Source organism: Pseudomonas sp. PS01301 (assembly GCF_029960215.1).
Lineage (GTDB): Bacteria > Pseudomonadota > Gammaproteobacteria > Pseudomonadales > Pseudomonadaceae > Aquipseudomonas > Aquipseudomonas coleopterorum.
This window is the reverse complement of the sequence record NZ_JASCPM010000029.1, coordinates 24,927-51,398: the sequence shown is the minus strand read 5'-3', so window position 1 is coordinate 51,398 and position 26,472 is coordinate 24,927. Positions and strand designations below refer to the sequence as shown.

The following is a 26,472-nucleotide window of genomic DNA, read 5'->3' as shown; positions in this document are numbered from 1 at the left end:
ACCAGCGTGTACGCTGGCATCCCTTGTGCAAATGCAACCCAAACCGCTGCCAGACCAGGCGGGATGAACTGATCCTGATAGGGTCGAGGTGTTCAATGAGCGATAAGAGAGTGTCAGCGTGGATTCGGAATTAAGTTCGGTACTACTCAGCCAGGACCCACGCAGCCAGCACGATGATCCGTTGCTCGACGGCCTGCTGACGCTGTGCTCGCTGCATCACAAGCCCGCCAGCCGCGCCATGCTGACCACCGGTCTGCCGCTGCCCTCGCAGCGTCTGACCGCTGACCTGCTGCCGCGGGCCGCTGCACGCGCCGGTCTGCAAGGCCGTGTACTGCAACGCAAGCTGGATCAGATTCCGTCCATAGCGCTGCCGGCCATGCTGATGCTCAAGGACGCGCGCTGCGCCGTGCTGTTGGGCTGGGAAGGCGATACCGCGCGGTTGCTGCTCAGCGAAAGCGATGGCGGTGAAGTGCGCGTGGCGCGCGAAACGCTGATTCAGGATTTCACCGGCCGGGTGTTTTTCGCCCAGCCGCAGCACAAGTTCGACGTCACCAATGGCTCGCTGATCCCGCGTGCCCATTCCTGGTTCCGCGACACCCTCAAGCGCTCGCGCTGGCTGTATGCCGACGCCATCGCCGCCAGCCTGGTGATCAATATCATTGCCCTGGCCGCGCCTCTGTTCGTGATGAACGTCTACGACCGCGTCGTGCCCAACCAGGCCACCGCGACCCTGTGGGTGCTGGCGGTGGGCATCTGCGGTGCCTACCTGTTCGACCTGCTGCTCAAGGGGCTGCGCAGCCTGTGCCTGGACCTGGCCGGCAAGAAGACCGACCTGATCATCTCGGCCACGCTGTTCGAACGCATCGTCGGCATGTCGATGAAAAACCGTCCGGCGCGCGTGGGCAGCTACGCGCAGAACATCCATGAATTCCAGGGCATGCGCGACTTCCTCACGTCGCTGACCCTGACCAGCCTGATCGACCTGCCGTTCACCATCCTCATCCTGCTGGTCATCGCCTTGCTGGGCGGGCATCTGGTCTGGATTCCGATCATCGCGTTCCCGCTGGCGCTGGGCATCGGGCATTTCCTGCAAAAGCCCCTGACCAAGACCCTGGAGCGCACCATGGCGCTGGCCGCCGAGCGCCAGTCGAGCTTGATCGAGACCCTGGGTGGCCTCGATGCGGTCAAGGTCAACAACGCCGAAAGCGAGCGCCAGTACCAGTGGGAACAGACCATCGGTACGCTCAGCCGCCTTGAATTGCGGGTCAAGACCCTGTCCAGCCTGGCCATGAACATCACCTTGCTGATTCAGCAACTGGCTGGCGTGGCGATCATCATCTTCGGTGTCTACCAGATCATCGAAGGCAACCTGAGCATGGGCGGCCTGGTGGCCTGCTACATGTTGAGTGGCCGCGCGCTGGCGCCACTGGCGCAACTGTCCGGTCTGCTGACCCGTTACCAGCAGGCCAAGGTCACCATGGTGTCGGTCGACCAGATGATGGAGCTGCCTCAGGAGCGCAACTTCGACGAGCGCCCGATGAGCCGTCAGGTGCTGCAGGGGGCCATGGAGTTTCGCAACGTCGACTTCACCTACCCGAACCAGCAGAACCAGGCGCTGCACGGCATCAACCTGACCGTGCGCCCCGGCGAGAAGATCGGCATCATCGGCCGCAGTGGCTCGGGCAAGAGCTCGCTGGCCAAGCTGCTGGTAGGGCTGTACCAGCCCGACGCCGGCTCGTTGCTGGTCGATGGCGTGGACATTCGCCAGATCGACGTCAGCGAGCTGCGCCACAACATCGGCTACGTACCGCAGGACATCCAGCTGCTGGCCGGCACCCTGCGTGACAACCTGGTGTCGGGCGCTCGCTACGTCGATGACGAAATGGTCCTGCAGGCCGCCGAACTGGCCGGTGTGCACGAGTTCGCCCGCCTGCATCCGCAGGGCTATGAACTACAGGTCGGCGAGCGCGGGCAGAATCTCTCCGGCGGTCAGCGGCAGAACGTGGCGCTGGCGCGGGCGCTGCTGCTCAACCCGCCGATTCTCTTGCTGGACGAACCCACCAGCGCCATGGACAACACTGGCGAGGAGCGCCTGAAAGCGCGCCTGCAAGCCGTCATCGAGAACAAGACCGTGATTCTGGTTACCCACCGTGCGTCGTTGCTGAGCCTGGTCGACCGCCTGCTGGTGATCGACCGCGGGCAGATTCTGGCGGATGGGCCGAAGGCTGCCGTCATGGAAGCGTTGAAGAAGGGGCAGATCAGTGTTGCTTAAATCCTCCTCCGGCGGCTTCAAGAATTCCCTGGTGCGCTACTTCAAGGGCTCCGATTCGCTCGATGGCCAGCCGTTGCCCGAGGTCGAAAAGGCGCTGATCGACGATGCGCCGCGCATCGTGCGCCTGACCATCTGGGGCGTGATCGCGTTCTTCGTGTTTCTGCTCGCCTGGGCGCACTTTGCGGTGATCGACGAGGTGACCAAGGGCGACGGCAAGGCGATTCCTTCTTCGCGCATCCAGAAAATCCAGAACCTGGAGGGCGGTATCGTCGCCCAGATCTACGTCAAGGAAGGGCAGATCGTCGAAGCGGGCGCGCCGCTGATTCGCCTGGACGACACGCGCTTCGCGTCCAACGTCGGCGAAACCGAAGCCGACCGTGTGGCCATGGAGCTGCGCGTGGAGCGTCTGAGTGCCGAGGTGGAAAACCGGCCGCTGAACATCACTGCCCAGGCGCGCAAGTCAGTGCCCAGCCAGGCGGCCAACGAAGAGTCGCTGTACATGAGCCGTCGCCAGCAGTTGGCCGATGAAGTCGGCGGCCTGCAGCAGCAGTTGGTGCAGCGTCAGCAGGAGCTGCGTGAGTTCACCTCCAAGGCCGAGCAATACCGCAACAGCCTGAACCTGCTGCGCCAGGAGATCAGCATGTCGGAACCGCTGGTGGCCAGGGGCGCAATATCGCCCGTCGAAGTGCTGCGTCTGCGCCGTTCGGAAGTGGAAACCCGCGGCATGCTCGACGGCACCACGCTGGCGGTGCCGCGTGCACAGGCGGCGATTGGTGAGGTCCAGCGCAAGATCGACGAGACCCGCGGCAAATTCCGCAGTGAGGCGCTGACCCAGTTGAACGAGGCGCGCACCGATCTGGCCAAGACCCAGGCCACGGCCAAGGGATTGGAAGATCGGGTGAGCCGTACCATGGTGACCTCGCCAGTGCGCGGGATCGTCAAGCAGGTGCTGGTCAACACGGTCGGTGGGGTGATCCAGCCGGGTAGCGACATGGCCGAGATCGTACCTTTGGATGACAGCCTGCTGGTGGAGGCGCGGATTCGTCCGCAGGACATCGCGTTCCTGCATCCGGGGCAGAAGGCGATGATCAAGTTCACGGCCTATGACTACACCATCTACGGCGGTCTGGAAGGCACCCTGGAACAGATCGGCGCCGACACGGTGCAGGATGAAGAGAAGAAGAACACCTTCTATCTGATCAAGCTGCGGACCAACAAGAGTCATCTGGGCTCCGATGAAAAACCGTTGCTGATCATTCCCGGGATGGTGGCTTCGGTGGACATCATCACCGGCAAGAAGAGCGTGCTGAGCTACCTGCTCAAGCCGATCATCAAGTCCCGTGCCGAGGCATTGCACGAGCGGTAAGGATTCACTCGTTAGCGGCCGCTCACGTTCCACTGTAGGAGCGGTCTGCGGCCGCGTAGGGTTTGTGGGGTGTGTCTGACACCCTGCGGCGTGTTCTTCGCGGCCGATGACCGCTCCTACCAAGGATTACATTCGGTCGGGCATTCTTGACGAAATGTTTCCGTTCCGCGAATATAGATAGTTAGCAAACTATGAATATTCGCACCTTCCCGATGAATATCGACAAGCTCCAGCTGAACATCAGCAGCGGCATGGTGGTTGCCTCGCGCCACTGGCGGCGAATCTGTCAGGCCACCCTGGCTAACTATGGTGTGTCCGAAGCCTGCGCCGTGCCTTTGTTACTGATCGTGCGCCTGGGCGACGGTGTCCGCCAGGTCACGGTGGCGCAGGCCGCTGGCCTGGAAAGCCCCTCACTGGTTCGCCTGCTCGACCAACTGTGCACGGCCGGCTACGTGGTTCGCACCGAAGACCCCACCGACCGCCGCGCCAAGGCCTTGAGCCTGACGCCCAGTGGCCGCGACCTGGCCGAGTCCATCGAAGGCGAGTTGGTGCGCTTGCGCCGTGAAGTGCTCAAGGACATCGCCCCAGCGAACCTGGAAGCGGCACTGCGCGTGGTGCGTGCCTTCGAGGAAGCGGGACAGGGCACGCCCGGTGGTTATCCATGAAAGGTTTCTTCAGCGATGTGCCCCCGGCCCGGGATTGGTTCTACGGCGTGCGAACCTTCGCCGCCTCGATGATCGCCCTGTACATCGCCATGGTCCTGCAGATGCCGCGCCCGTACTGGGCGATGGCGACCGTCTACATCGTTTCCAGTCCCTTCGTCGGCCCCACCAGTTCCAAGGCGGTGTACCGTGCGGTGGGGACGTTCACCGGCGCTGCGGCGGCGGTGCTGTTCGTGCCGCTGTTCGTGCAGACGCCGTTTCTGCTGGCCACGGTGATTGCCCTGTGGACCGGCACCCTGTTGTACCTGTCGTTGCACCTGCGCACTGCCAACAGCTACGCCTTCATGCTGTCGGGTTACACCTTGCCGTTGATCGCCCTGCCGGTGGTGGACAATCCCACGGCGGTGTTCGACATCGCCAGCTCGCGCTTTCAGGAGATCTGCCTAGGCATCGTCTGCGCCGCCGTGGTGGGCGCAATGTTCTGGCCGCGCCGGCTCACGCCAGTGTTCGTCGGTGCCGCTGGCAAGTGGTTCGAGGATGCCGCCGGCTACAGCGATCACTTCCTGGCGCGGGACGTCAAAGGCGAGGACGTCGGCCCATTGCGCTCGGCTATGGTCGGTACGTTCAACTCGCTGGAAATGATGATCGGCCAGCTTCCCCACGAAGGGGCGCGGCCACAGCTGGTGCGCAATGCCAGGGAGCTGCGCGGGCGCATGATCCATCTGCTGCCGGTTATCGATGCGCTGGATGATGCCTTGTTCGCCATCGAGCGTCGCACCCCCGAATTGGTGGCGCGCCTGGCGCCGGTCATGGCATCGGCCCGGCAATGGCTCAAGGACAGCATGGACGACCCCGATCAGGCCCGCTGGCAGGCCCTGCGCGACGAGCTGCACGCCCTGCGGCCAAGCCCCGAGCAATTGGATGACCGCCGCGAGCTGATGTTTTCCAATGCGGTGTACAGGTTGGGCGAATGGATCGACCTGTGGCAGGACCTGCGCAGCCTGGAACTGGCGATCAAGACCGACAGCCGCCTGCCGTGGCGAGCAGTCTACCGGCACTGGCGGCTAGGACGACTCAAGCCGTTTCTGGACCGCGGGCTGATGCTGTATTCGGTGTTCTCCACGGTCACCGCGATCATCGTCGCATCGGTGTTGTGGATTCTGCTGGGCTGGACCGACGGCGCCAGTGCAGTGATCCTGGCCGCCGTGGCCTGCAGTTTCTTCGCCGCCATGGACGACCCCGCACCGCAGATCTACCGATTCTTCTTCTGGACCGTGATGTCCGTGGTGTTCGCCAGCCTCTACCTGTTCCTGGTGCTGCCCAACCTGCATGACTTTCCGATGCTGGTGCTGGCCTTCTCGGTGCCCTTCATCGTCGTCGGTACCTTGACCGTGCAGCCGCGGTTTTTCCTCGGCACCCTGCTGACCATCGTCAACACCTCGTCCTTCATCAGCATTCAGGGCGCCTACGACGCGGACTTCATGAATTTCGCCAACAGCAACCTGGCAGGTCCGGTAGGCCTGTTGTTCGCCTTCGTCTGGACCCTGGTGGTGCGGCCCTTCGGCGTGGAGCTGGCGGCCAAGCGTCTGACCCGGTTCAGCTGGCGTGATGTGGTGCACATCACCCGCCCGGCGAGCCTGGCCGAACAACGGGCGATGGGCGTGCAGATGCTCGACCGGCTGATGCAGCACCTGCCACGCCTGACCATGACCGGCCAGGACACCAGCGCGGCACTGCGCGATGTCCGCGTGGCGCTGAACCTGCTCGACATGCAGGCCTACAGCCCGCGTGTGCCGGCTGCCGTACAGCCGTTGCTGCATCAGGTGATCGAAGAGGTGGGCGGGTATTTCCAGGCCTGTCGCAAAGCCGGTGAACGCCTGCCCGCCCCGATGGGTCTGCTCATGACCATGGACCGCGCGCGCCGTGGCTTGACGGTGCAGGCCATGGGCGAGGCCGAAGAGGCGCGCGAGCATCTGCTGCATGCCTTGAGCGGCCTGCGCCTGGCATTGCTGCCGGGTGCCGAAGTGGTCACCGAGGCAGGCGAGGCCGCCGAACAACTGCCGCATGGCATCGATGGAGCTCCGCTGTGATTGGTGAACTGGATATCAGCGGGATCTTCCTGCCCACCGTGCTGGTGATGATGGTGTTCACCTACGGCCTGTTTCTGTTGCTGCATGGCGTGCTCAACCGCCTGCATTTCTACCGCCTGGTCTGGCACCGGGCTCTTTTCAACGTCGCTCTCTACGCTGTGCTGCTTGGCGCGGTGGACGCTCTCTGTCGAAGCCTGATGCTATGAAAAAACCGATCCTTACCTTTGGCCGCCTGGTCTTGACCCTGCTGTTCGTGTGCCTGGCGGCGTTCATCGTCTGGCGCATGGTGATGTACTACATGTATGCGCCCTGGACCCGTGACGGCCATGTCCGCGCCGACATCATCCAGATTGCGCCGGACGTGTCCGGCCTGATCGAACACGTCAACGTGCACGACAACCAGCCGATCAAGGCCGGAGACGTGCTGTTCACCATCGATCAGGATCGTTTCCGCCTGGCCCTGCGTCAGGCCCAGGCGAGCATGGCCGAGCGCAAGGAAACCCTGGCCCAGGCCGAGCGTGAACTGCGGCGCAACCGTGGCCTGGGCAACCTGGTCGCCCGCGAGCAGCTCGAAGAGAGCCAGTCGCGGCAACTGCGTGCCCTGGCTGCGTTGTCCGAAGCCCAGGTCGCCGTGGATGCCGCTCAACTGAACCTCGATCGCTCGGTGATCCGCAGCCCGGTGGACGGCTTCATCAACGATCGCGCGCCACGCCCGCGCGAGTTCGTCACCGCAGGCCGGGCCGTGCTGGCCGTGGTGGATGGCACCTCGTTCCATATCGATGGCTATTTCGAAGAAACCAAACTGGGCGTGATTCACGTCGGCCAAGCCGTGGACATTCGCATGATGGGCGACAACACCCGTCTGCAAGGCCGGGTGCAGAGCATCTCGGCCGGCATCGAAGACCGCGATCGCAGCAGTGGCAGCAACCTGCTGCCCAACGTCAATCCGGCCTTTAGCTGGGTGCGCCTGGCGCAGCGGATTCCCGTGCGAATCGCCTTCGAAAGCCTGCCCGAGGGCTATCGCCTGATCGCCGGCCGCACGGCCACGGTGTCGATCATCGAAGACGGTGTGGTGGCGGGAGCGGCGCAATGAGCAAGGCCCTGCGTCTTTCCGCCCTCGCGGCGGCGCTGCTGTTGTCAGCCTGCCAGATGGTCGGGCCCGACTACCATACCCCTGAGGCGGCGGCGCTCAACCGAGCCGATTTACAGGGCTCGCTGGCCGAAGGCGACAGCAATGTGGTGTCGGCGCCGGTCCCGCAGGACTGGTGGAAGCTGTACCACGACCCTCGCCTGGATACGCTGGTGCGCCAGGCCATGGCGTCCAACACCGACCTGCGCGTGGCGGCGGCGAACATTGCCCGCTCCCGTGCGCAGATCGAGCAGGCCCAGGCCGAAGGCGGCTTCGACTTCAATGCCAAGGCCGAGGCGCAGCGTGTGCAGGAGTCGGGCGAAGCCTTCCTGATGACCGAGAAACTGCCTGTGGATAACCTGGGCAGCGCTTCCATCAATCTGTCCTACCAGTTCGATTTATGGGGCACGCTCAAACGTGGCATCGAGGCGGCACGCGCCAACGCCGACGCCACCCAGGCCGCGGCGGATACGGCGCGCATTACCGTGGTAGCCGATGTGGTGCGCGCCTATACCCAGGTCTGCGCGGCCAACGAAGAATACGAGATCGCTCGGCATTCGCTCGAATTGCAGCAGGAAGGCGTGCAACTGACTCAGCGCCTGCGCGATGCCGGCCGTGGCGACGAAACCCAGGTCACGCGCTCCGAAACCCAATACAAGTCCCTCGGCGCGGAGCTGCCGCGCTATCAGGCATCGCGCCAGGCGGGCCTGTACAAATTATCGATGCTGCTGGCCACGCCGGTCGCACAATTGCCCGCCGACGTGGCCAGCTGCGCCGAGCTGCCGCGTATCAATCAGCTGATGCCGGTGGGCGATGGCGCCGCGCTTCTCAAGCGTCGTCCCGACATCCGCCAGGCCGAACGCCGCTTGGCGGCGGCCACCGCCAACATTGGCGTGGCCACCGGTCAGCTGTACCCGGACATCAGCATCGGCGCCACGGTCGGCACGGTGGGTATTCTCGATGACCTCGGGCATCCGGCAACCAATCGCTGGGGCATCGGCCCGCTGATCAACTGGAACGTGCCCACCAACGGCGCCCGGGCACGGATTCGCGAGACCGAAGCTTCGACCCAGGCTGCGCTGGCCAATTTCGATGGGGTGGTGCTCAACGCCATTCGCGAGACCCAGACGGGTCTGGCGCAATACGCCGCCTTGCTGCAGCGTCGCGATGCCCTGGCCGACGCCGAGCGGTCGGCGCAGCAGGCGGCGGATCAGACCCATCAGTTTTTCCGGGCCGGCCGCGCGTCGTTCCTGGCGGACTTGCAGGCAACGCGCACCTACACCGATGTGCGGGGCCAACTGGCGGCGGCGAACACCCAGGTCGCCATGGAACAGATCAACCTGTTCCTGGCCTTGGGCGGCGGTTGGGAAAGCGCCCGGCAGGCGCCGGGCGCACGTTGAGGCTTAGAAGCCTTCCAGGACGATCTTGCCCTTGGCCGTGCCGCTTTCGATCAGCTCGTGGGCACGGATCAGGTTGGCGGCGTTGATCACCCCGTAGTGCTCGCCCAGGGTGGTGCGCAACACGCCGCTGTCGATCAGTTCGGCCACGCGCTCGAGCAGCTCGTGCTGCTTGATCATGTCCGGAGTCTGGAACAGCGAGCGCGTGAACATCAGCTCCCAGTGCAGCGACAGCGCCTTGCGCTTCATCGGCATCACGTCGAGGGTCTTCGGGTCGTCGATCAAGGCCAGCTGGCCCTGAGGGCGCAAGGCTTCGATCAGTTGCTCGAAGTGCTTGTCGGTGTGGGTCAGGCTGGCCACGTGGTCGACCTGGCCAACCCCGATGGCTTCCAGCTGCGCCACCAGCGGCTGGCTGTGATCGATCACATGGTGAGCGCCCAGGTCGGTCACCCATTGACGTGTTTCATCCCGCGACGCCGTGCCGATCACGGTCAGCTTGGTCAGCTTGCGCGCCAATTGCGTGAGGATCGAGCCAACGCCACCTGCCGCGCCGATGATCAGCAGGCTCTGGCCTTCGCCACCGCCCTCGGGCACGCCCAGACGGTCGAACAGCAATTCCCAGGCAGTGATCGAGGTCAGCGGCAGGGCGGCGGCGTGGGCATTGTCCAGGCTTTGCGGCTTGTGCCCGACGATTCGCTCGTCCACCAAGTGCAGCTCGCTGTTGCTGCCCGGACGGTCGATGGCCCCGGCGTAGAACACGCTGTCACCGACCTTGAACAGGCTGACCTGATCGCCCACCTGCTGGACGATGCCGACCGCATCCCAACCCAGCACGCGCGGTTCGGTCACGGCAGCGCCGCTGCGCACCTTGGTGTCGACCGGGTTGACCGAAATGGCTTGGACCTGCACCAGTAGATCACGCGGGCCCGGTGTGGGCGCGGGCAGTTGCAGGTCGGTGAGCACGGAGGCTGCGCCGTTCTGGGTATAAGCGATGGCTTTCATCAGGGGATTTTCCAGGTGAGGTCTGTAGGATCGATGCGCCCTTGGCAAAGGGCGCTCGGTGGTCACGAAGATAGCGGAAGGTCAGGCGGAACGCATTTCCTGCGTGTCACGCTGCATCGACTGCAGGTTGCGCTCGATGTTTTCACAGAGCGAATCCATCTGGATCTGGTGTTCGCTGACCTTGAACGGGCTCTGCAAGTCTGTGCCGATGCGCTCGATGGCCAGCAGCATGAAACCGACCACGGTAGACGCCAGCGGTGTGAACCATTCCAGCGACTCTACCAGGCCGATCGGTACGATCAGGCAGAACACGGTGATGAACAGGCGAGGAAAGTAGACGTAGGGAAAAGGCAGTGGCGTGTTGGCGATGCGCTCCATGCCGCCCTGGCAGTTGGAGATGTCCACCAGCGTCGATTCCAGGCGCGCCAGGCGGATGCTGTCCAGGCGTCCGGCCTTGTATTCACGCGCAAGCAGGGCAGCGGAGCCGGTGATGAGGTCGTTGGAAAAGTTGTTGGTGCTGTTGCGCCGTTCGAATTCCTCGGCGCTGATGAACGCTGCCACTTCCGGTGGGCAGGGTATGTGCCGTACGTGCGCCGCCAGGCAGTTCACGTAGGCCACGTGACGCCGCAACAGGGTGGCCTTGACCGGGTTCACGTCATCACCGACGTCGTCGATCAGGGTCAGCACCTGACGCGCGTAGCTGCGCGATGCGTTGACCAGCAAGCCCCACAGTGTGCGAGCTTCCCACCAACGGTTGTACGCGCTGCTGTTGCGGAAGCTGATCAATACGATCAGCGCCGAGCCCAGCAGGGTCAACGGCATGATCGGCAGGCTCAGCTTGGTATTGAGGAACAGCATGAAGTCGACGGTGACCGCGATATCCCACAGCAGCAACCAGAACAGGGACCAGCCGACATAGCCCATGGTCTTGATGATCAGACGGTATTTCTTGGCGATGGCTTCTTTCATAAGCGGACCTCAGGCGATGGGCGTGCCTAGGTCGGACGCCGACTTCGCAACAAGGTTCGTTGCAGCCAAACGAATGCCCGTTACCAGTTGCTACCGGCCGATACTGGCACTTCAGGCATGCCCGCGGCGGGCGAACAGCAGGCCAACGCCTGCCAGCCCCAGCAGGCCACCACAGGCGCGATTGAAGCGACGTTTGGCCTGCACTGTGTTCAGCCAGCGCTTGAGGTTTACGCCCAGGTACGCATACAGACCCACCGCCATCCACTCCAGTATCAGAAACAGCGCACCGAGCACGGCGAACTGGGCACCCACTGGTTGCTGCGGGTCGACGAACTGCGGCAGGAACGCGGTAAAGATGAGGATCGCCTTGGGGTTGCCCGCCGCGATCAGGAACTCGCGGCGCAGCATCAACCACAGGCTCGGACGGCTGGCCGTGGCGTCATCCGCCATGTCGGCGGGCTCACCGGTCCACAGGCTCCACGCCAGCCAGAGCAGGTACAGCGCCCCCACCGTCTTGATGACCAGGAACAACCACTCGGAAGCGAACAAGACCGCGGCCAGGCCCATGGCTGCCAGCGCGATCATCCCACTGAAGGCCACCAGACGTCCGAAGCCTGCCAGGCAGGCGGCCTTGTAGCCGTGATGGGCGGCATTGTTGATGGACAACAGGTTGTTGGGGCCTGGGGCCATGTTCAAGGCGAAGCAGGCGGGATGAAGAGCAGGAGGGTGGTGAGGTCCATGGTGCTGTGTCTCTTGCGCAAAAAGGGCCGGGGTACTCGAACGTTGCTTTCGGAATGTAGAGAAACGCGTTGCCCACCGCAACGCCGATCTGCGCGAAGTGCTTTCACCGCCTTGAGGATTGGCCGGGTAATGATTCATGCCGCGATACATCAGCATCATTGGAGTTCTTATTGTCATGCGATCAGACTTTCTGTATGGACTGCGCTGTAATTTTAATGGTTCGCTTCCATAATAGGAGTGTGCAGTCCATGAGTATTAGCGGATGGTTTAGTAGGAAAAATCTCAAGTAATTTTAGTTGTGATAAGTCGAGCTTGAAGAGCATATTAACTCATAATTTATCAATCAAATCATAGGCTTATGTATTCAAGCTTGACGTTAATATACGGCATCCCTATCATCGCGCCCCTTTCGAGTTGATACAAAGCCATTCTGGCATCAGGGATTGAATATGTGGTCAAGGGCAGGACGCCGTGCAATTCCGTATTTCGCGGTGTTGCTTTGTTGTGCAACTAAGGTCTTCGCGGCGCCCACTACACCGGGCGAGCAGGACTTCATTCGTGACCGTCAGGACCGCCTGCTGCAAGAGCAGCGGCAGCGCTTGGAGGACCTCAAGAATCTGCCTGGTGAACAACTCAGCGCTCCTGCGCCTCCAGCCGTGGAGGACACTCGCTGCTTCACCATCCAGCGTATCGACATCCAGGGCGCCGATGCCCTGGGTCCTGCCCAAAAGGCCGAACTCGTGCAGCCGTACCTTGGCCAATGCCTGGGTGTTGCACAACTCAACGAGTTGCTCGGGGTCGTCACCGATCGCTATCTGCAACTGGGCCTGGTCACCAGTCGTGCCTACCTGCCGCAACAGGACCTGTCGACCGGTACCCTCACGCTTCAAGTGGTTGAAGGCCGCCTGGAAGGCATTCAACCTGCCGATGACAGCGAGTTATCGCCACGGGAAGTGAACATGGCTTTTCCGGGCCGTGTAGGCGAGCTGCTCGATTTGCGCGAGGTCGAGCAGCTGGTCGACCAGCTCAATCGCCTGCCGTCCAACGGTGCGCAAATGGAGCTGGCGCCTGGCGAGGCGGTGGGGGGCAGTACCGTGCTGGTCAGGAATGCTGCACAAAAGCCTTGGCGTGCTTCGCTGTCGCGCAACAACGATGGCCAGCGCAGCACCGGTCAGCAGCAGTGGGGGGCGGGGCTTGATTGGGACAGCCCCTTGGGGCTCGCCGACCAGTTGGTGCTGCGCGGCAGCCACGATGCGGTCAGCGACCACCATCGCAGCTCCAAAAGCACCACGGCGTACTACAGCGTGCCGTGGGGCTGGTGGAACTTCAATTATTCCTACAGCCAGAGCGAATACGGCTCGCAGGCTTATGGCAACGGCTTTGCCTTCAAGCAAAACGGTGACAGCCAGAATCATCAGTTTCGCGCAGAGCGCGTGATACATCGCGACTCGGTCAGCAAAACATCGATCAACGGCGGCCTGGCCTATCTGCGCAGCAACAACTACTTGAACGGCAACCGCCTGGAAGTCAGCAGCAACCGTATCAGCGAGGCCCAGTTCGGCATCAACCACGGCCGCCGTATCGGCAATGCGTTCGTCAACCTCGATCTGGGCATGCAGCAAGGCATCGGCGCTTTCGATGCACAAAGTCGCCAGGTCGAACAGCACAGCGACCCCAACGACCGCTATCGCAAATACACCGCCACCGTGAGCTACCTGCAGGGCTTCAACCTGTGGGGCGAAACGTTCAGCTTCACCAGCCTGGCCACCGGTCAGCGCAGTGAAGATGTGCTGTTCAGCCCCCAACGCATGAGCTTGAGCGGACAGTCGTCGATGCGCGGCGTCAAGGACCAGAACCTGTCCGGCGACAGCGGCGGCTATTGGCGCAATGACCTGCGCTGGACGCGTCCGGTCAACCTCGCCTGGTTGCGACCGGTCCTTTATGAATACGGCATCGGCCTGGGCTACGACCAGGGCGTGATCCGGGGCGATCGCTACAACGGCGACCAGCATGGTCGTGTGTCCAGCAATTCGGTCAAGTTGTTCGCCCGAGGCCAGCATTTCGCGACGTCGGTGACTTTCGCCCATTCGCTGGAACGCCCCGACGCGCTGAACGATCGCGAAACCCCGATCTACTTTCGCCTCGACCTCTTTCTCTGATTTCACGTTTCAGTAGGTAATCGACATGGACGTTCGCCAGTTCGCTTTTCTGGCCCGACAAACTTCGGCTCGGATTCAGCCCCGTGAGCAATTTTGCGGCTTGCCCAAGCGCGCACTGGCGTTGCTGCTGGCCAACGTCATGTTCTGGCAACCGCTGTGGGCGCAAGCCGAAGGCATCGTGGTCAGTGGTTCGGGGACCAACCTGCAACAGGCCGGCAACGGTGTGCCGATCGTCAACATTGCGACACCCAATGCGACCGGTCTGTCCCATAACCAGTACAAGGATTACAACGTCGGCAGCCAGGGCGTGATCCTCAACAACGCCACCGGCCGCACCCAGAACACTCAACTGGGCGGCATCATCGTTGGCAATCCGAACCTGGCAGGCTCCGCCGCCAACGTCATTCTCAACGAAGTCACCGGCGGCAATCCCAGTCAGCTGCGTGGCTATACCGAAGTCGCCGGACAATCGGCCAAGGTCATTGTCGCCAACCCCTATGGCATGACCTGCAACGGCTGCGGTTTCATCAACACCCCGCAGGTGACCTTGACTACCGGCAAGCCGATCGTCGAGAACGGCCGGGTGCAGCGCTATCAGGTCGATGGCGGCGCGATCTCCATCGACGGCCAGGGCCTGAACGCCAGCAATGTCGATGGTTTCGAAATCATCACCCGCTCGGCCCAGATCAATGCACAGATCAACGCGCGCAATCTCGCCATCGTGGCGGGACGCAACGATGTCGACGCCGCGACCCTGCAGGCCACCGCCCGTGCCGATGACGGCTCGGCCAAGCCGCAACTGGCCATCGACAGTTCCGCACTGGGCGGCATGTATGCCGGTGCGATCAAGCTGGTGGGCACCGAAGCCGGCGTCGGGGTGAAGCTGGCCGGTCATCTGGCGGCCAGCGCCGGTGACATCCAGCTCGACGCCAACGGTCACCTGAGCCTGGCCCAGACGGCGGCCAGCGGTGCCGTAAACGTCACGGCGCAAAGCCTGGATGCCCAAGGCCCCGTCTACGCAGGCAGCCAGTTGCGGGCGCAGACCCGTGGCAACCTGACCATAAGCAACAACCTGGCCGCCCGCGACAGCATCACCCTGAGCAGCGGCGGGAAGTTGAACAACAGCGGCATCATCGAAGCCGGGATCAATGCGGACAACAGCCGCAATGCCCACGGTGACGTACACCTCGAGGCGCAAGCGTTCAGCAACCGCAACAGCGTGATCGCCAGCCGTAACCTGAAAGTCGTCAGCGCAGGTGCCATCGATAACCGCAACGGCTCCCTGAGCGGCGCCAACCTTGAGGCCCGCGCGGACCATCTGGACAACCGCAGCGGCCAGATCAGGGCGGCAGAGAGCGCCACTGTCACCGTCAAAGATCTCGACAACCGTCAGGGCCGCATCACCAGCCAGAACCAGCTGAGCGTCAACGCCGTGACCGGCGACAACCGCACCGGCATCCTGCAAGGCGACCGCAGCCTGCAACTGGCTGTCGACCACATGGACAACCAGCAAGGCCTGCTCAGCGGCCGTGGCACGGTTGATATCACCTCCAGCGGCCTGTTCGACAACCGCACCGGAACCGTGATCGGCGACTCCCTGCTGCGGGTGCAGGCAGGCGCCATCGACAACCGCGAGGGTGAGATCGTCGGCCAGCAAGACGTGGAGGTCCGCACTGAGGGGTTGGATAACCAGAATGGCAAGCTGATCGCCCAAGGTGCGCTGCTGCTCACAGGCGCGCACCTGGACAACCGCCGGAACGGGTTAGTGGCGGCCACCCAGGCCTTGAACGTGCACGTCGACACCCTGGACAACCGTGGCGGCGAATTGTCTTCGCAAGCGGACATCGAGCTGTCCGGTGGCCAACTCGACAACGACGATGCCGGCCAAGTGTTGGCCCAAGGCAGCCTGATCCTCGCCTACGCCAACGTCCTCAACCGCGCCAAAGGCCTGCTGTCCGGCAAAGCCGGTATCAACCTGCGAGCAGACCGCCTGGACAACAGCGGTGGGCGCCTGCTCAGCCAGCGCAATATAGATCTCCTGCTCACCGGTGCGGCCCTCAACCACAAAGGTCTGATCAGCAGCGAGGGGGCGTTGCACCTGAACGTCGGCAGCCTCGACAACACGGGCGGCAAGCTGTCCAGTGCAGGCCTGCTGACCCTGGACAGCCGCGGCCTGATCTTGAACCGCGGTGGCGAACTGGTCACCGATCAAGGCCTGACTCTTTCCAGCGCCAGCCTGGACAACAGCCAGGGCGGCCGCATCAGCGGCAAGGGTGCGGTGAAGCTGACGACCGGCGCATTCAACAACGATGGCGGGGAGGTCAGCAGTGCCAACACCCTCGATCTGAGCGCGCAGCAGGTCAGCAACCTCGGCGGCCGCATCGGCAGCCAGTTCGCCCTGACGGCCACTCTGCAAGGGCTGGCCACGCAGGCGGGGCAGTTTTTCAGCAACAGCGCCCTGACGCTGGACCTCAACGGCGGTGACCTGGACAACCGTGAAGGCCTGCTCAACGCACCGGAGCTGACCTTGCGCAACGTCGGCGCGGTGTACAACCAAGGCGGTGAAATCTCCAGCAGCCAGGCCTTCACCCTCAAAGCCCGCAGCCTGGACAACAGCGCGGGCAAGCTGCTCAGCAACCAGACCCTGACCCTGCACATCGAGCGGGCCCTGGCCAACCTCAAAGGCCAGATTGCCGCCGCCGCGCTCAGCGTACAGGCCGGTAGCCTGGACAACAGCGAAGGCGTGCTCACCAGCCGCAGCGATCTGAACCTGACCAGCCAGGGCAGCCTGCTCAACCGCAACAATGGCCTGATCAACGCGGCAACCGTGCTGGACATCCACAGCGCCGACCTCGACAACCAGGGCGGCCAGTTGCTCGGCAACCGCGCTGTGCGTCTGGATCTCAACGGTGGCGCGCTGAACAACAGCGCTGGCTTGATCAACGGCGAAGGCCCTCTGACCTTCAACCGCATCGGCGCCGTCGACAATCGCAACGGCGAAATTTCCAGCAATCAGAGCTACACCCTGACCAGTGCCCAGCTCGACAACCGTGCTGGCAAAGTCATCAGCAGCGGCCAGTTGTCCGTCATCAGCGGCGCCATCATCAACCGCAATGGCCTGCTGTCCGGTTGGCAGGGTGTGAACCTGCAGGGCAGCAGCCTGGACAACCGCGACAACGGCACCGTTTCCAGCCGCGATGGCAACCTGGCAGTCAACCTGAGCGGGGCGCTGCTCAACAGCAACGCCGGTGCGCTGGCCAGTGCCGGACGTCTGGACATCGACAGTGCCCGCCTGGACAACAGCGAAGGCGGCATTCTGAGCAGCGGCGCCGGGCAAAGCCTGACCGTGCAAGACACGCTCGACAACAGCGAGGGCGGTCTGATCGACAGCGGCGCAGAACTGACCGTTCGAGCCACGCATCTGAGCAACCGCGCCGGGACCGTCAACAGCCAGCAGGACCTGAGCTTTACCGGTACGCAACTGGACAATACCAGTGGTCAATGGGCCAGCAACGGCAGCATCACGCTCGACTTGCTGGGGACCCTGATCAACGCTCAAGGCAAATTCGCCAGCGGCGGCCCTCTGCGCATTCAGCGCGCTGCGCACATCGACAACCAAGGTGGGCAACTGGTCAGCAAAAGTCTGCTGAGCCTGCTCACCGGCAGCCTGGACAACCGCAACCGTGGCACGCTGGCGGCGCTCGATCAACTGACCGTGGACGCCAGCGGTACCGTACAGAACGGCGCCGACGGTTTGATCTACAGCCAGAATGGCGCCGTCAGCCTCAGCGCCGCTGAGCTGGAAAACGACGGGGGTGCCGTACAGAGCCAGACCGGCCTGACGCTGCACACCCGTGGCGCGATCAACAACGCCAACGGTCGTCTCATCGCCCAGAACGGCGACCTGTTACTGAACGCCGGGAGCCTGGACAACCGCGGCGGCATCCTTTCCAGCCTGCGCGGCGCTCTTGAAGCGCGCATGGCCGGTAGCCTGCTCAACGCTCAAGGCACCCTGCAAGGCCAGCGCCTGACCTTGTTGGCCCTGGCCGGCCTCGACAACCAGAACGGCCGCATCGCCGCGCAGAGTGGCGACGCCAGCATCACCACCGCTGACCTCAACAACAGCGCAGGTGGCCTGTATGCAAAAGGTCTGATCGACGTCAACGCCAATACCCTCACCAACGCTGGCCAGATGGCCGGCGGCCGTGTGCGTTTTGCCCTGGGCGGTACGCTGATCAACCGCTCCGGCATCATCGAAAGCGACTCCTTCTTCGACATCACCGCGGCCAACCTCGATAACCAGGGCGGCACCCTGCGCGCACTCGGTACGGACGGCGCCTCGGTGTATCGCGTGGGCGGTGTGCTGGATAACCAGGGTGGCGTGATCGAGATTGCGAACGCCGATCTGACGGTCGACGCAGGCAGCTTCCGCAATACCAACGGCTCTCTGCTGCACGTAGGCCTGGGTGAATTCAATATCTCCAGCGCCAACGTCACCGCCGCTGGTGGCAGCCTGGTCACCCGTGGTGGCCTGACCCTCAATGCCGACAGCTGGACCAACAGCGGCGTGCTCCAAGCCGGGCGCCTGACCATCAAGGTCGGCAACTTTCACCAGACCGCCAGCGGCCAGCTGCTCGCTTCGCAGAGCCTGCGCGGTGAAGGCGTCAACTGGAGCAACGACGGCAAGCTGGCCAGTGACGGTGACCTCTGGCTTGGACTCAGCGGTACCTATTCGGGCAATGGCCGCGTCACCAGCCTGGGCAACCTGCAGATCGACGCCGCCCAGCTGCAACTCGCGACTCCGGCCAGCATCACCTCCGGCGCTGGCTTGAAGCTGGCCGTTGGCGGCACCTTGCTCAATCGGGGCCGCATCACTTCTGTGGATGACGCCGTGATCACGGCCGGCAACATCGACAACTACGGCACCCTCGGCAGTGCCCGATCCCTCACGCTCAAGACCGGCGCCTTGCTCAACGAGCGGGGACTGCTCTTCAGCGGCGGTGACATGGGCTTGCAGGTCGACACCTTCACCAACCGCTACGCCGACGTCTACAGCCTGGCCAATCTGCGCATTGATCGCGACGGCAATGGCGGCCACGCCAACCTGATTCGCAACAGCTCCTCGACGCTGCAAAGTGACGGCAGCATGAGCCTGGCTGCCAGTACCATCGAAAACGTGCGCGAAGTGCTCACCGTCAATGACGCCGGCATCTACACCGGCAAGATCTACCAGGTGGCCTGTATCGAGGGCGTCAACGCCGGCGACTGTTCGGGCAAACGCAATTTCGTCTTCGAAGTCCTGGAACGCCAAAAGCTGGAAGTCACCCAAGCGAGCCAGGCATCGAGCATCACCGCAGGCGGCAACCTGAGTTTCAACGGCGGCGACCTGCTCAACCAGAGCAGCACCATTGCCACGGGCGGCAACCTGAACGCCTCGGTCACCAACCTGTTCAACCGCGGCATCGAAACGGGCGACACCGAATACGTGCGCACCTTCCGCACCAACCGCCAGCGGGGCGGACGCGGGCTGATCAGGGCAGCCAATGCTTTCAACGAACAGTACTGGCTTGAAGGTGCTCGTTACGACGCCAACAACCTGAGCGGTCTGGAAGCAGGTATCAGCAACTTCCTGGCCTACACGGAGACCGAGCTTCCCCAGTACGCCCGTGTGACGCAACTGGCAGCCAGTGATCAACGCTACGCGGCGGTCATTCAGGCGGTTGGCGACGTCAACATTACTGCTCAGAACAACTTCGACAACAGCGTGGTACGCAACGACTACCACTACGTCAGCAGCGGCGCCCGCACCGACACCGGTGCGTCAGGCAGCGATTTCAGTACCCGAGTCAGTCTTGACGCGCAGCTGCCTCCCGATCTCGCCCAGCAACAGATCAACCCGCTGTCTCTGCCGGGCTTCAGCCTGCCCAGTGGAGAGCATGGCCTGTTCCGTCTCAGTGACCTAGCCGCCACGGACACCGCCGCCAAACAGGCCGATGCCGCCCCGCACAGCTGGACCATCGGCAGCGCGAGCATCGATGCAGCCCAGCGCACCCAGACCGCCGACACCAGCGAGGGCCGTACCGTTCGGGTGGAGGGTCAAGTCGCTTCTCATCAGGCAATGGACGGTCACGTACCCGGCTCTATCAACCGCGTCCAAGGCCTGCCCGAAACCCAGAGCACCTCACCGGCGCACAAATACCTGATTGAAACCAATCCGGCACTCACCGACCTCAAGCAATTCTTAAGCTCGGACTACCTGCTGGCAGGCCTGGGCTACAACCCGGACGAAAGCGCCAAGCGCCTGGGCGACGGCTTCTACGAACAGAAGCTGATCCAGCAAGCGCTGGTTGCTCGTACCGGCCAACGCTTCATCGACGGCCAGCACTCCGACGAAGCGCTGTTCAAGTACCTGATGAACAACGCCATCGCCAGCAAGCAGCAACTGGGCCTGTCGGTCGGTACCACGTTGACCTCGGCGCAAGTCGCAGCACTGACCCACGACATCGTCTGGCTGGAAGAGTACAAGGTCAACGGCGAGAACGTGCTGGTGCCCGTGCTGTACCTGGCCCAGGCCAACAACCGCCTCGGCCCTGACGGCGCGTTGATCGCCGGTCGCGACGTCAACCTGGTTTCCGGTAACGACCTCACCAACGCAGGCACCCTGAAAGCCAGCAACAACCTCAGCGCCAACGCTGGCAACAACCTGGTCAACAGCGGCCTGGTACAGGCCGGCGGCCGACTTGACCTGCTGACAGGCAACACCCTCGTTAACAAGGCCGGTGGCGTGATCACCGGTCGCGACGTGAGCCTGACCGCCGTCAACGGCGACGTGATCAACGAACGCACGGTGACCAGCCATCAAAGCAGTAGCGGCTACCGCAGCGAACGCAGGGACTTCGCGGACACGGCCGCTCGGATCGAGGCGGCGAATGATCTGAGCGTGTGGGCGGGGCGGGATGTCAATGATGTGGGTGGGGTGTTGCAAGCTGGCCAGGATCTGACCATCAGCGCCGGACGTGACGTCAACGTGACGAGTGCGCAGTCCGTGAACAGCAACCTGCTAGGAACTCGGGCCGGTACCGAAGCCGTCAAGCAGAGAGGCTCGATGCTGACCGCGGGTCGCGATGTATCCGTCAGCGCAGGGCGTGATGTGACGTCGATCGCCAGCCAGATAGATGCCAAGCGCAATGTCGCCATGTCCGCCACCGAAAACCTGACCTTGGCCAACGCGGCAGACGAAACCCATTCTTACAGCAACTCACGCAAAGTCACCGCGCGTGAAGACCATGTCAGCCAGGTAGGCAGCAGCGTGTCGGCGGCTGGCAATGTGGCGTTGTCGGCCGGCAAGGATCTGGACATCATCGCCAGTCGTGTGACTGCTACCGACGAGGCGTACTTGTATGCCGGTAACGACCTGAACGTGGCATCTGCGCAAAATACGGATTATTCGTACTACTCGAAAACCAAGAAGGGGTCGTTTGGCAAGACCCGTTCGCGAATGACAGAAAGCGACAGGGCGGGAGTTACTTCGTCATCCATCCAGGCGGGCAGTGATGCCACATTGGTTGCCGCGCGCGATATCAATGTCACCGGCTCAGCGGTGGTCACAGACAAAGGCGGCTTGTCAGTGCTAGCGGGCAACGATGTCAACCTCGGTGCAGCCCAAAGCAACTTCTATTCTGCAAGTGCCAAGTCCAAATCCGGCGGTCTGGGTCTTTCAACTACCAGCAAGATAAAAAAAGATGCATCGGCTGAGACCGTACTGGTAGGCGCTACCTTGAGCGGAAATACCTCCACCGTTCAGGCAGGGCATGACGTTGTGGTATCCGCCAGCAATGTGATTTCCACTGAAAACACCAATATTCACGCACGCAACGACATTAAGGTGGAAAGCGCCGCCGAAGGTTTCAGCTCGCAACACAGCCAGTCCACCAAAAAGTCCGGCTTGCTGAGCACTGGCGGCATCGGGGTTACGCTTGGGACCTCCAAGAATACCGTGACCCAGGCTAGTGATGGGCAAACCCAGAAGGGCAGCACCATCGGCAGCGTGCGGGGCGATGTTAACATGACGGCAGGCAAGGATATGTCGATCACGGCTTCGGATGTCGTGGCTGGCAATGACATCAACCTTATTGGTCGGAATGTGAGCATCGCTCAAGCGCAGAACCAGACCAACTACAGGCAGACTCAGGAAAACAAGAAAAGCGGCTTGACCTTGGCACTGTCTGGCGCCGTTGGCGAGGCGGCCAATTCCACGGTGCAGAATGCGAAAGCGGCTAACGAGGAGGAGAACTCTCGCCTTGCAGCCCTGCAAGGCGTCAAGGCAGCTCTTAATGGCTATCAGGCCTACCAAGGGGCGCAAGCGCTTGAGTCGGGGGCGCAGCCTGGAAGCATGTTCGGTGTGAGTCTGTCGCTAGGTACCCAGAAATCCAGTGCCAAGCAGGTGCAACAGCAAAGCATCAGCCAAGGCAGCAGCGCCACGGCGGGCAACAACCTGAATGTTATCGCCACTGGCAGTACTGACGGTAGCGGCGGCGATATCACGGTCGTCGGCAGCAAGCTCAAGGCCGTTGGTGACATGTTGCTGGCCGCCAACCAGGACATCCACTTGGCAGCGGGAGCCAATACCCAGAAACTTGAAGGCTCCAACAGCAGCAGTGGGGGTGCCGTCGGCGTTAGTGTTGGGGTAGGGGCCAATGGTGCAGGCCTGAGCGTGTTTGCCAACGGCAACAGCAGCTCTGGCAAGGAAAGAGGTAACGGCACCAGCTGGACCGAAACTACGCTTGATGCTGGCAACAAGCTGACGCTCAAAAGCGGTCGCGACACTCTACTTGAAGGCGCCCAGGCCAATGCGCGGCAAGTAGTTGCCGACATAGGTCGCGACCTGACCATGTCCAGTCTGCAGGACACCGACAAATACGATTCCAAACAGACCAGTATTAGCGGTGGCGCAAGCTTCACTTTTGGCAGCATGACGGGCGGTGGCTCAGTCAACTTCAGTAAGAGCAAACTCAACTCAGATTTCAACAGCGTGCAGGAGCAGACCGGCCTGTTTGCCGGAAAAGGCGGCTATCAAGTCAGTGTCGCCAACCACAGCCAACTCAACGGCGCCGTGATCGGCAGCACCGCTACCGCCGACAAGAACAGCATGAGTACCGGCACACTGGGTTGGACTCACCTGCGCAACGAGGCGGAGTATGCAGCCACCCATCAAAGCGTTAACGCGAGTACTGGTGGCAACCCAGCCTCTATATTCACGAACAATACGGGCAACGTACTGCTAGTCGGCGCCAACAACGATGGCAGTGATCACAGCACCACCTCCGCGGCCGTATCCAACGGCACCTTGGTGGTCCGCGATACTGCGGCCCAGCAGCAGGATGTGTCCACGCTCAGCCGAGACGTCGAGCATGCCAACCATGCACTGAGCCCGATATTCGACAAGGAAAAGGAACGCAACCGGCTTCGCCAGGCCCAGCTGATTGGAGAGATCGGTAACCAGACGATGGACATTGTGCGCACGCAGGGCGAGATCGTCGCCACCCGCGAAGCACAGGAACATTTGAGCACCGAGCAGAAAGCCATGCCGGGCGCAGATCCGAATGCGTCCTACAAAGACCGGCAAGAATACATCGAAGTGCTGCAGTCAACCGGCGCCTACAAGGACGCCATGGCGGCATACGGCACGGGCAGCAGCCTGCAGCAAGCGGTCCAAGCTGTCACTGCCGCAGTGCAAGGGTTGGCTGGGGGGGACATTGGGCAGGCGATTACAGGAGCTTCTGCGCCATACCTTGCGAAGCAGATCAAGGACATCACGGGCCCAGACACCAGTGCCAACCTCATGGCCCACGCCGTACTGGGTGCAGTGCTTGCCAAATCACAAGGCAATGAAGCATTGGCGGGAGCCGCAGGCGCCAGCATTGGTGAGTTGATCGCCAAACAACTTTATCCAGACAAGCAACCCAAGGACCTGACTGAAACCGAGAAGCAGACAGTTTCAGCTCTCTCCACGCTGGCAGGCGGCTTGGCAGCTGGGTTGCTGGCAGGCGATGCGGCGGGCGCGGTTGCCGGAGGCAGTGCCGCTCAAAATGCGGTCAACAACAACCATCTAAGCACCGTGGACACGGCTGCTTTGGGTCAGTTGGAGCAGAAATACAAAGCATCGTGCGCAGATTCAGGCGTCGCGGAGTGCCAGAAGCTGGCTACGCAGATAAATGCGCTGAGAGCCAAAGGCGATAGCATCCTAAAGCGTGAAACCGAGGCCGTGGCTGCGGACTTTGGCCACGATGTGGATTACGTCACTCAACCCGGCGACCTGAAACCCTGCGCCAACGCCCCGAGCGGTCAATGCCGTGTGACCGACAAAACGGTCGTCACCGCGCAGGGTGAAGAGTGGGTGTTGGAGCCTCTCAACGACGAGCAGGCAGTGGTCGCTCGAGCGCAAGCTGCGGTGCAGGCGGCCAATCTCAAGACCCAGCTCAAAGAAATCTCCGAAGAGCTCTATACGGCGGGTTGTGGCAGTTTTGGCGCCGCAGCGTTCGGCTGCCAAACGGCTACCGCCGCGGGTATGAGCAGCCCGATCACAGGATTGCAGGCATCGACGGAAGATCGCGTGCTGGCAGGTGCACAGGCTATCTTGGGTGCCATTGGACTCGGGGCTGGGCTATATTCGGGTTGGAAGGGGGTTGAAGGAGCGCAAGGGGTCGCTTCGAAAAATGTGAATGCGACAGGCGCGCTGACGGATGCTGAGTCGGGTGCGCTTGTTGAGAGGGGGGGGGTAGGTGCAAAAGCGACAGCGGAAGCTCCCAAGCCGACGAGCATTACCAAAGTTACGGAAGAGATGAAGGCCGATCCTTACCATCCGGATTGGCAGCGGTACGCAGGTAATGAGCTTAGAGCAGTCGGGGCGGATGTTGTGAGCGGAGGTTCAAAAGGAATTCAAAAACTTCCTGATCTTGGGGGAGTTGATGCGTTTCTTGGCTCTCAAACAGCAAGCCTAAATAAGAAATTGGGCACGAAGATTGGTGAGGGTAGGTTGCCTTACGAGATGAGTCGCGCCGGTGTCGAGCGGGCTAAGCTGGCAGTGAAAGAAACATTAGAAAATATAACGGCTGTCAGTAAAGTGATTCCTAGCTCCAGTGTTCGAGGAAGTTATGATCTAATTCATATCTACAGTTCCAAGACCAATAGCACTGTGAGTCTGCGAGTGTTGCCAGATGGAAAGTATGATTTTGATACTTTGATTCCGGATAAATCCTCAAAGTTTTAGGCAGAGGGTAGAGTTATGATCATTGGTGAGAGTATTTGTGAGTTTAGGTTTCGGTCTTTTTTTATGTCGGGATCTTTAGTTTGTAAAATGCTGGTTCTGTTTTTTAGGCTTTCAGGTTTGGGGTGGATTTCATTAGATATCGGGGAGGGTATGATAAGAATTTTGCCTGTTGATCCTGAACCAAAGCTATTAGCCCTGGATGATGTTACCGATGATTTCGCTTACCCGATCCAGAGTTCGGATGAGTTGAATAGTTATTTTGGTAAAGATCTGCTTGCTGTTTATAAGTATGCTATTTCGGACGTGGAAGATGGTTGTATTGGTGTGTATTTTGACTTTGGAGGGTGTGGCTTTAGCATTTTGGAGTCGGAGGATAACTTGTCCATCGTTGACGGTATGATTAAGGTCTCAGATGGCGTAGTTTTATCTAAGCTAGAAATTTAGACGGTGCAAAAGCGACTGCGACCATTATCGACACTGCTCCGATGGCCCAACGGGTCATCGACGTTCGAGCTGGATTGCCGTCTGGTTTACCGCGAAGTGGTAACGTAGCTGTCACGGAAATAGATATTCCCGGAATGCCTAAGCAGATGGCTGCACACAGCCAAGCATCTGATGCTGGTAAGGGACTTGTTGACTCCGGAAATCGGAATTTCGTCGCTCAATCTGTACCCAACAAGGCCGGAGACTTGGTTTGTCGAGGGATAGGTGCGGAATACAAAATTCTAGATAGTAGTGCTGACCAATTGGGGAAAAACACCTCCGCCAGAGGAACAGTAAGTATCCATACGGAGAAATCGGCATGTGCGAGCTGTCTGAATGTGGCTGAGCAGGTCAAGGCGAAGTACCCCAATATTACCGTTAATATTTTTGACAGTCAGGGTGTTATATTGCACCCGCCGAGGAAGACGTCGTAACGGAAGATAGAGTAACCTGTAGTGAAGTCCGGGCTTGGTTTCTGGGTAGCTATTATAGCTATACCAAGTTCAAGCTCAACCAGCAAAGCTCATGGGCTGAAGATAAAAGTGAGGTAGGTTTTGCCTAAGGTGAGTTTGAAGACTCATTTGATTTGCCTATTGAGAAGTTAATGCTGGAAGTTATAGCACTTATTCTTTCCAATTCAATGCCGGGTTGGCGTCTGCGGTTGCCGAGGAAAAACTTAACGCAGTGTCCAGGGTCAGTTGATCACTACACATTGCCCGATGGTTGTATTCGTTACTACGCACAAGAGGTTCCTGCTAGGATAAAAGGACCGACTCGAGGTACTTCTTTCGCCACAGAGTTTGATCCTAAAACGGGCAGTACGAGGCAACGGATTGAGACCCAAGACCATTCAGGAGAAGTAATTCGTGTCCACCCGAAAAGTATTGATGGGCAGCCGGTTGATGCTCAACACTACCCTCCGACCGGAGTAGA

Annotated in this window: 12 protein-coding genes and 1 pseudogene; 10 read left to right on the top strand and 3 right to left on the bottom strand. The window is 61.3% G+C overall.

Features of this window, described 5'->3' with window-relative positions; all coding sequences use genetic code 11:
• Nucleotides 1–118: 118 nt before the first annotated feature.
• The 7 genes from QMX89_RS15625 (at nt 119) to QMX89_RS15595 (ending at nt 8,919) form a co-directional block, all read left to right on the top strand.
• The gene (locus QMX89_RS15625) at nt 119–2,272 is read left to right on the top strand and encodes a type I secretion system permease/ATPase (RefSeq protein WP_049858988.1); all 2,154 of its coding nucleotides are present in this window, start codon (nt 119–121) and stop codon (nt 2,270–2,272) included.
• On the top strand, nt 2,262–3,638 hold the full coding sequence (locus QMX89_RS15620; protein WP_049858989.1) for an HlyD family type I secretion periplasmic adaptor subunit: 1,377 nt from the start codon (nt 2,262–2,264) through the stop codon (nt 3,636–3,638). Before QMX89_RS15625 ends, QMX89_RS15620 begins: the two co-directional genes overlap by 11 nt.
• A gap of 212 nt (nt 3,639–3,850) precedes the next feature.
• Nucleotides 3,851–4,303, top strand: a complete 453-nt coding sequence (locus QMX89_RS15615; protein ID WP_282348891.1) for a MarR family transcriptional regulator — start codon at nt 3,851–3,853, stop codon at nt 4,301–4,303.
• On the top strand, nt 4,300–6,390 hold the full coding sequence (locus QMX89_RS15610; protein WP_282348889.1) for an FUSC family protein: 2,091 nt from the start codon (nt 4,300–4,302) through the stop codon (nt 6,388–6,390). Before QMX89_RS15615 ends, QMX89_RS15610 begins: the two co-directional genes overlap by 4 nt.
• Nucleotides 6,387–6,596, top strand: a complete 210-nt coding sequence (locus QMX89_RS15605) for a DUF1656 domain-containing protein (protein ID WP_049858991.1) — start codon at nt 6,387–6,389, stop codon at nt 6,594–6,596. Before QMX89_RS15610 ends, QMX89_RS15605 begins: the two co-directional genes overlap by 4 nt.
• Complete coding sequence (locus tag QMX89_RS15600; protein WP_090361854.1) at nt 6,593–7,483, top strand: HlyD family secretion protein; 891 nt, start codon at nt 6,593–6,595, stop codon at nt 7,481–7,483. Before QMX89_RS15605 ends, QMX89_RS15600 begins: the two co-directional genes overlap by 4 nt.
• Nucleotides 7,480–8,919: an efflux transporter outer membrane subunit gene (locus QMX89_RS15595; protein ID WP_282348888.1), complete on the top strand. Its 1,440-nt coding sequence runs from the start codon at nt 7,480–7,482 to the stop codon at nt 8,917–8,919. Before QMX89_RS15600 ends, QMX89_RS15595 begins: the two co-directional genes overlap by 4 nt.
• Nucleotides 8,920–8,922: 3 nt before the next feature.
• On the opposite strand, the gene QMX89_RS15590 is transcribed toward QMX89_RS15595, so the two are convergent.
• The 3 genes and pseudogenes from QMX89_RS15590 to QMX89_RS15580 all read right to left on the bottom strand — a co-directional run bounded on the left by QMX89_RS15590 (nt 8,923) and on the right by QMX89_RS15580 (nt 11,627).
• Nucleotides 8,923–9,918, bottom strand: coding sequence for a zinc-binding alcohol dehydrogenase family protein (locus QMX89_RS15590; RefSeq protein WP_049858994.1), 996 nt, complete (start codon nt 9,916–9,918; stop codon nt 8,923–8,925).
• 81 nt (nt 9,919–9,999) lie between these two features.
• Nucleotides 10,000–10,887 carry a bestrophin family ion channel gene (locus QMX89_RS15585; protein ID WP_049858995.1) on the bottom strand — a complete coding sequence of 296 codons (888 nt, stop codon included), beginning with the start codon at nt 10,885–10,887 and terminating at the stop codon, nt 10,000–10,002.
• Between the two features lie 111 nt (nt 10,888–10,998).
• Nucleotides 10,999–11,627 (bottom strand): annotated as a pseudogene (locus QMX89_RS15580) (LysE family translocator).
• A gap of 450 nt (nt 11,628–12,077) precedes the next feature.
• Between QMX89_RS15580 and QMX89_RS15575 the strand changes: the two are divergent.
• Genes QMX89_RS15575 through QMX89_RS15565 form a run of 3 tightly spaced genes read left to right on the top strand, consistent with a single transcriptional unit; the run spans nt 12,078 to nt 25,500 of the window.
• Nucleotides 12,078–13,787 carry a ShlB/FhaC/HecB family hemolysin secretion/activation protein gene (locus tag QMX89_RS15575; protein WP_282348887.1) on the top strand — a complete coding sequence of 570 codons (1,710 nt, stop codon included), beginning with the start codon at nt 12,078–12,080 and terminating at the stop codon, nt 13,785–13,787.
• 25 nt (nt 13,788–13,812) lie between these two features.
• Nucleotides 13,813–25,056: a hemagglutinin repeat-containing protein gene (locus QMX89_RS15570; protein ID WP_282348886.1), complete on the top strand. Its 11,244-nt coding sequence runs from the start codon at nt 13,813–13,815 to the stop codon at nt 25,054–25,056.
• 15 nt (nt 25,057–25,071) lie between these two features.
• A complete protein-coding gene (locus QMX89_RS15565; protein WP_049858999.1) occupies nt 25,072–25,500 on the top strand; it encodes a hypothetical protein in 429 nt (142 codons plus the stop codon).
• Nucleotides 25,501–26,472: the final 972 nt, after the last annotated feature.

Excerpts from the sequence above, each read along its gene's own strand:
- QMX89_RS15610 (WP_282348889.1), top strand. The coding sequence starts at position 4,300 with ATGAAAGGTTTCTTCAGCGATGTGCCCCCGGCCCGGGATTGGTTCTAC.
- QMX89_RS15615 (WP_282348891.1), top strand. The coding sequence starts at position 3,851 with ATGAATATCGACAAGCTCCAGCTGAACATCAGCAGCGGCATGGTGGTT.
- QMX89_RS15565 (WP_049858999.1), top strand. The coding sequence starts at position 25,072 with ATGATCATTGGTGAGAGTATTTGTGAGTTTAGGTTTCGGTCTTTTTTT.
- QMX89_RS15575 (WP_282348887.1), top strand. The coding sequence starts at position 12,078 with ATGTGGTCAAGGGCAGGACGCCGTGCAATTCCGTATTTCGCGGTGTTG.
- QMX89_RS15590 (WP_049858994.1), bottom strand. The coding sequence starts at position 9,918 with ATGAAAGCCATCGCTTATACCCAGAACGGCGCAGCCTCCGTGCTCACC.
- QMX89_RS15595 (WP_282348888.1), top strand. The coding sequence starts at position 7,480 with ATGAGCAAGGCCCTGCGTCTTTCCGCCCTCGCGGCGGCGCTGCTGTTG.
- QMX89_RS15570 (WP_282348886.1), top strand. The coding sequence starts at position 13,813 with ATGGACGTTCGCCAGTTCGCTTTTCTGGCCCGACAAACTTCGGCTCGG.
- QMX89_RS15585 (WP_049858995.1), bottom strand. The coding sequence starts at position 10,887 with ATGAAAGAAGCCATCGCCAAGAAATACCGTCTGATCATCAAGACCATG.
- QMX89_RS15600 (WP_090361854.1), top strand. The coding sequence starts at position 6,593 with ATGAAAAAACCGATCCTTACCTTTGGCCGCCTGGTCTTGACCCTGCTG.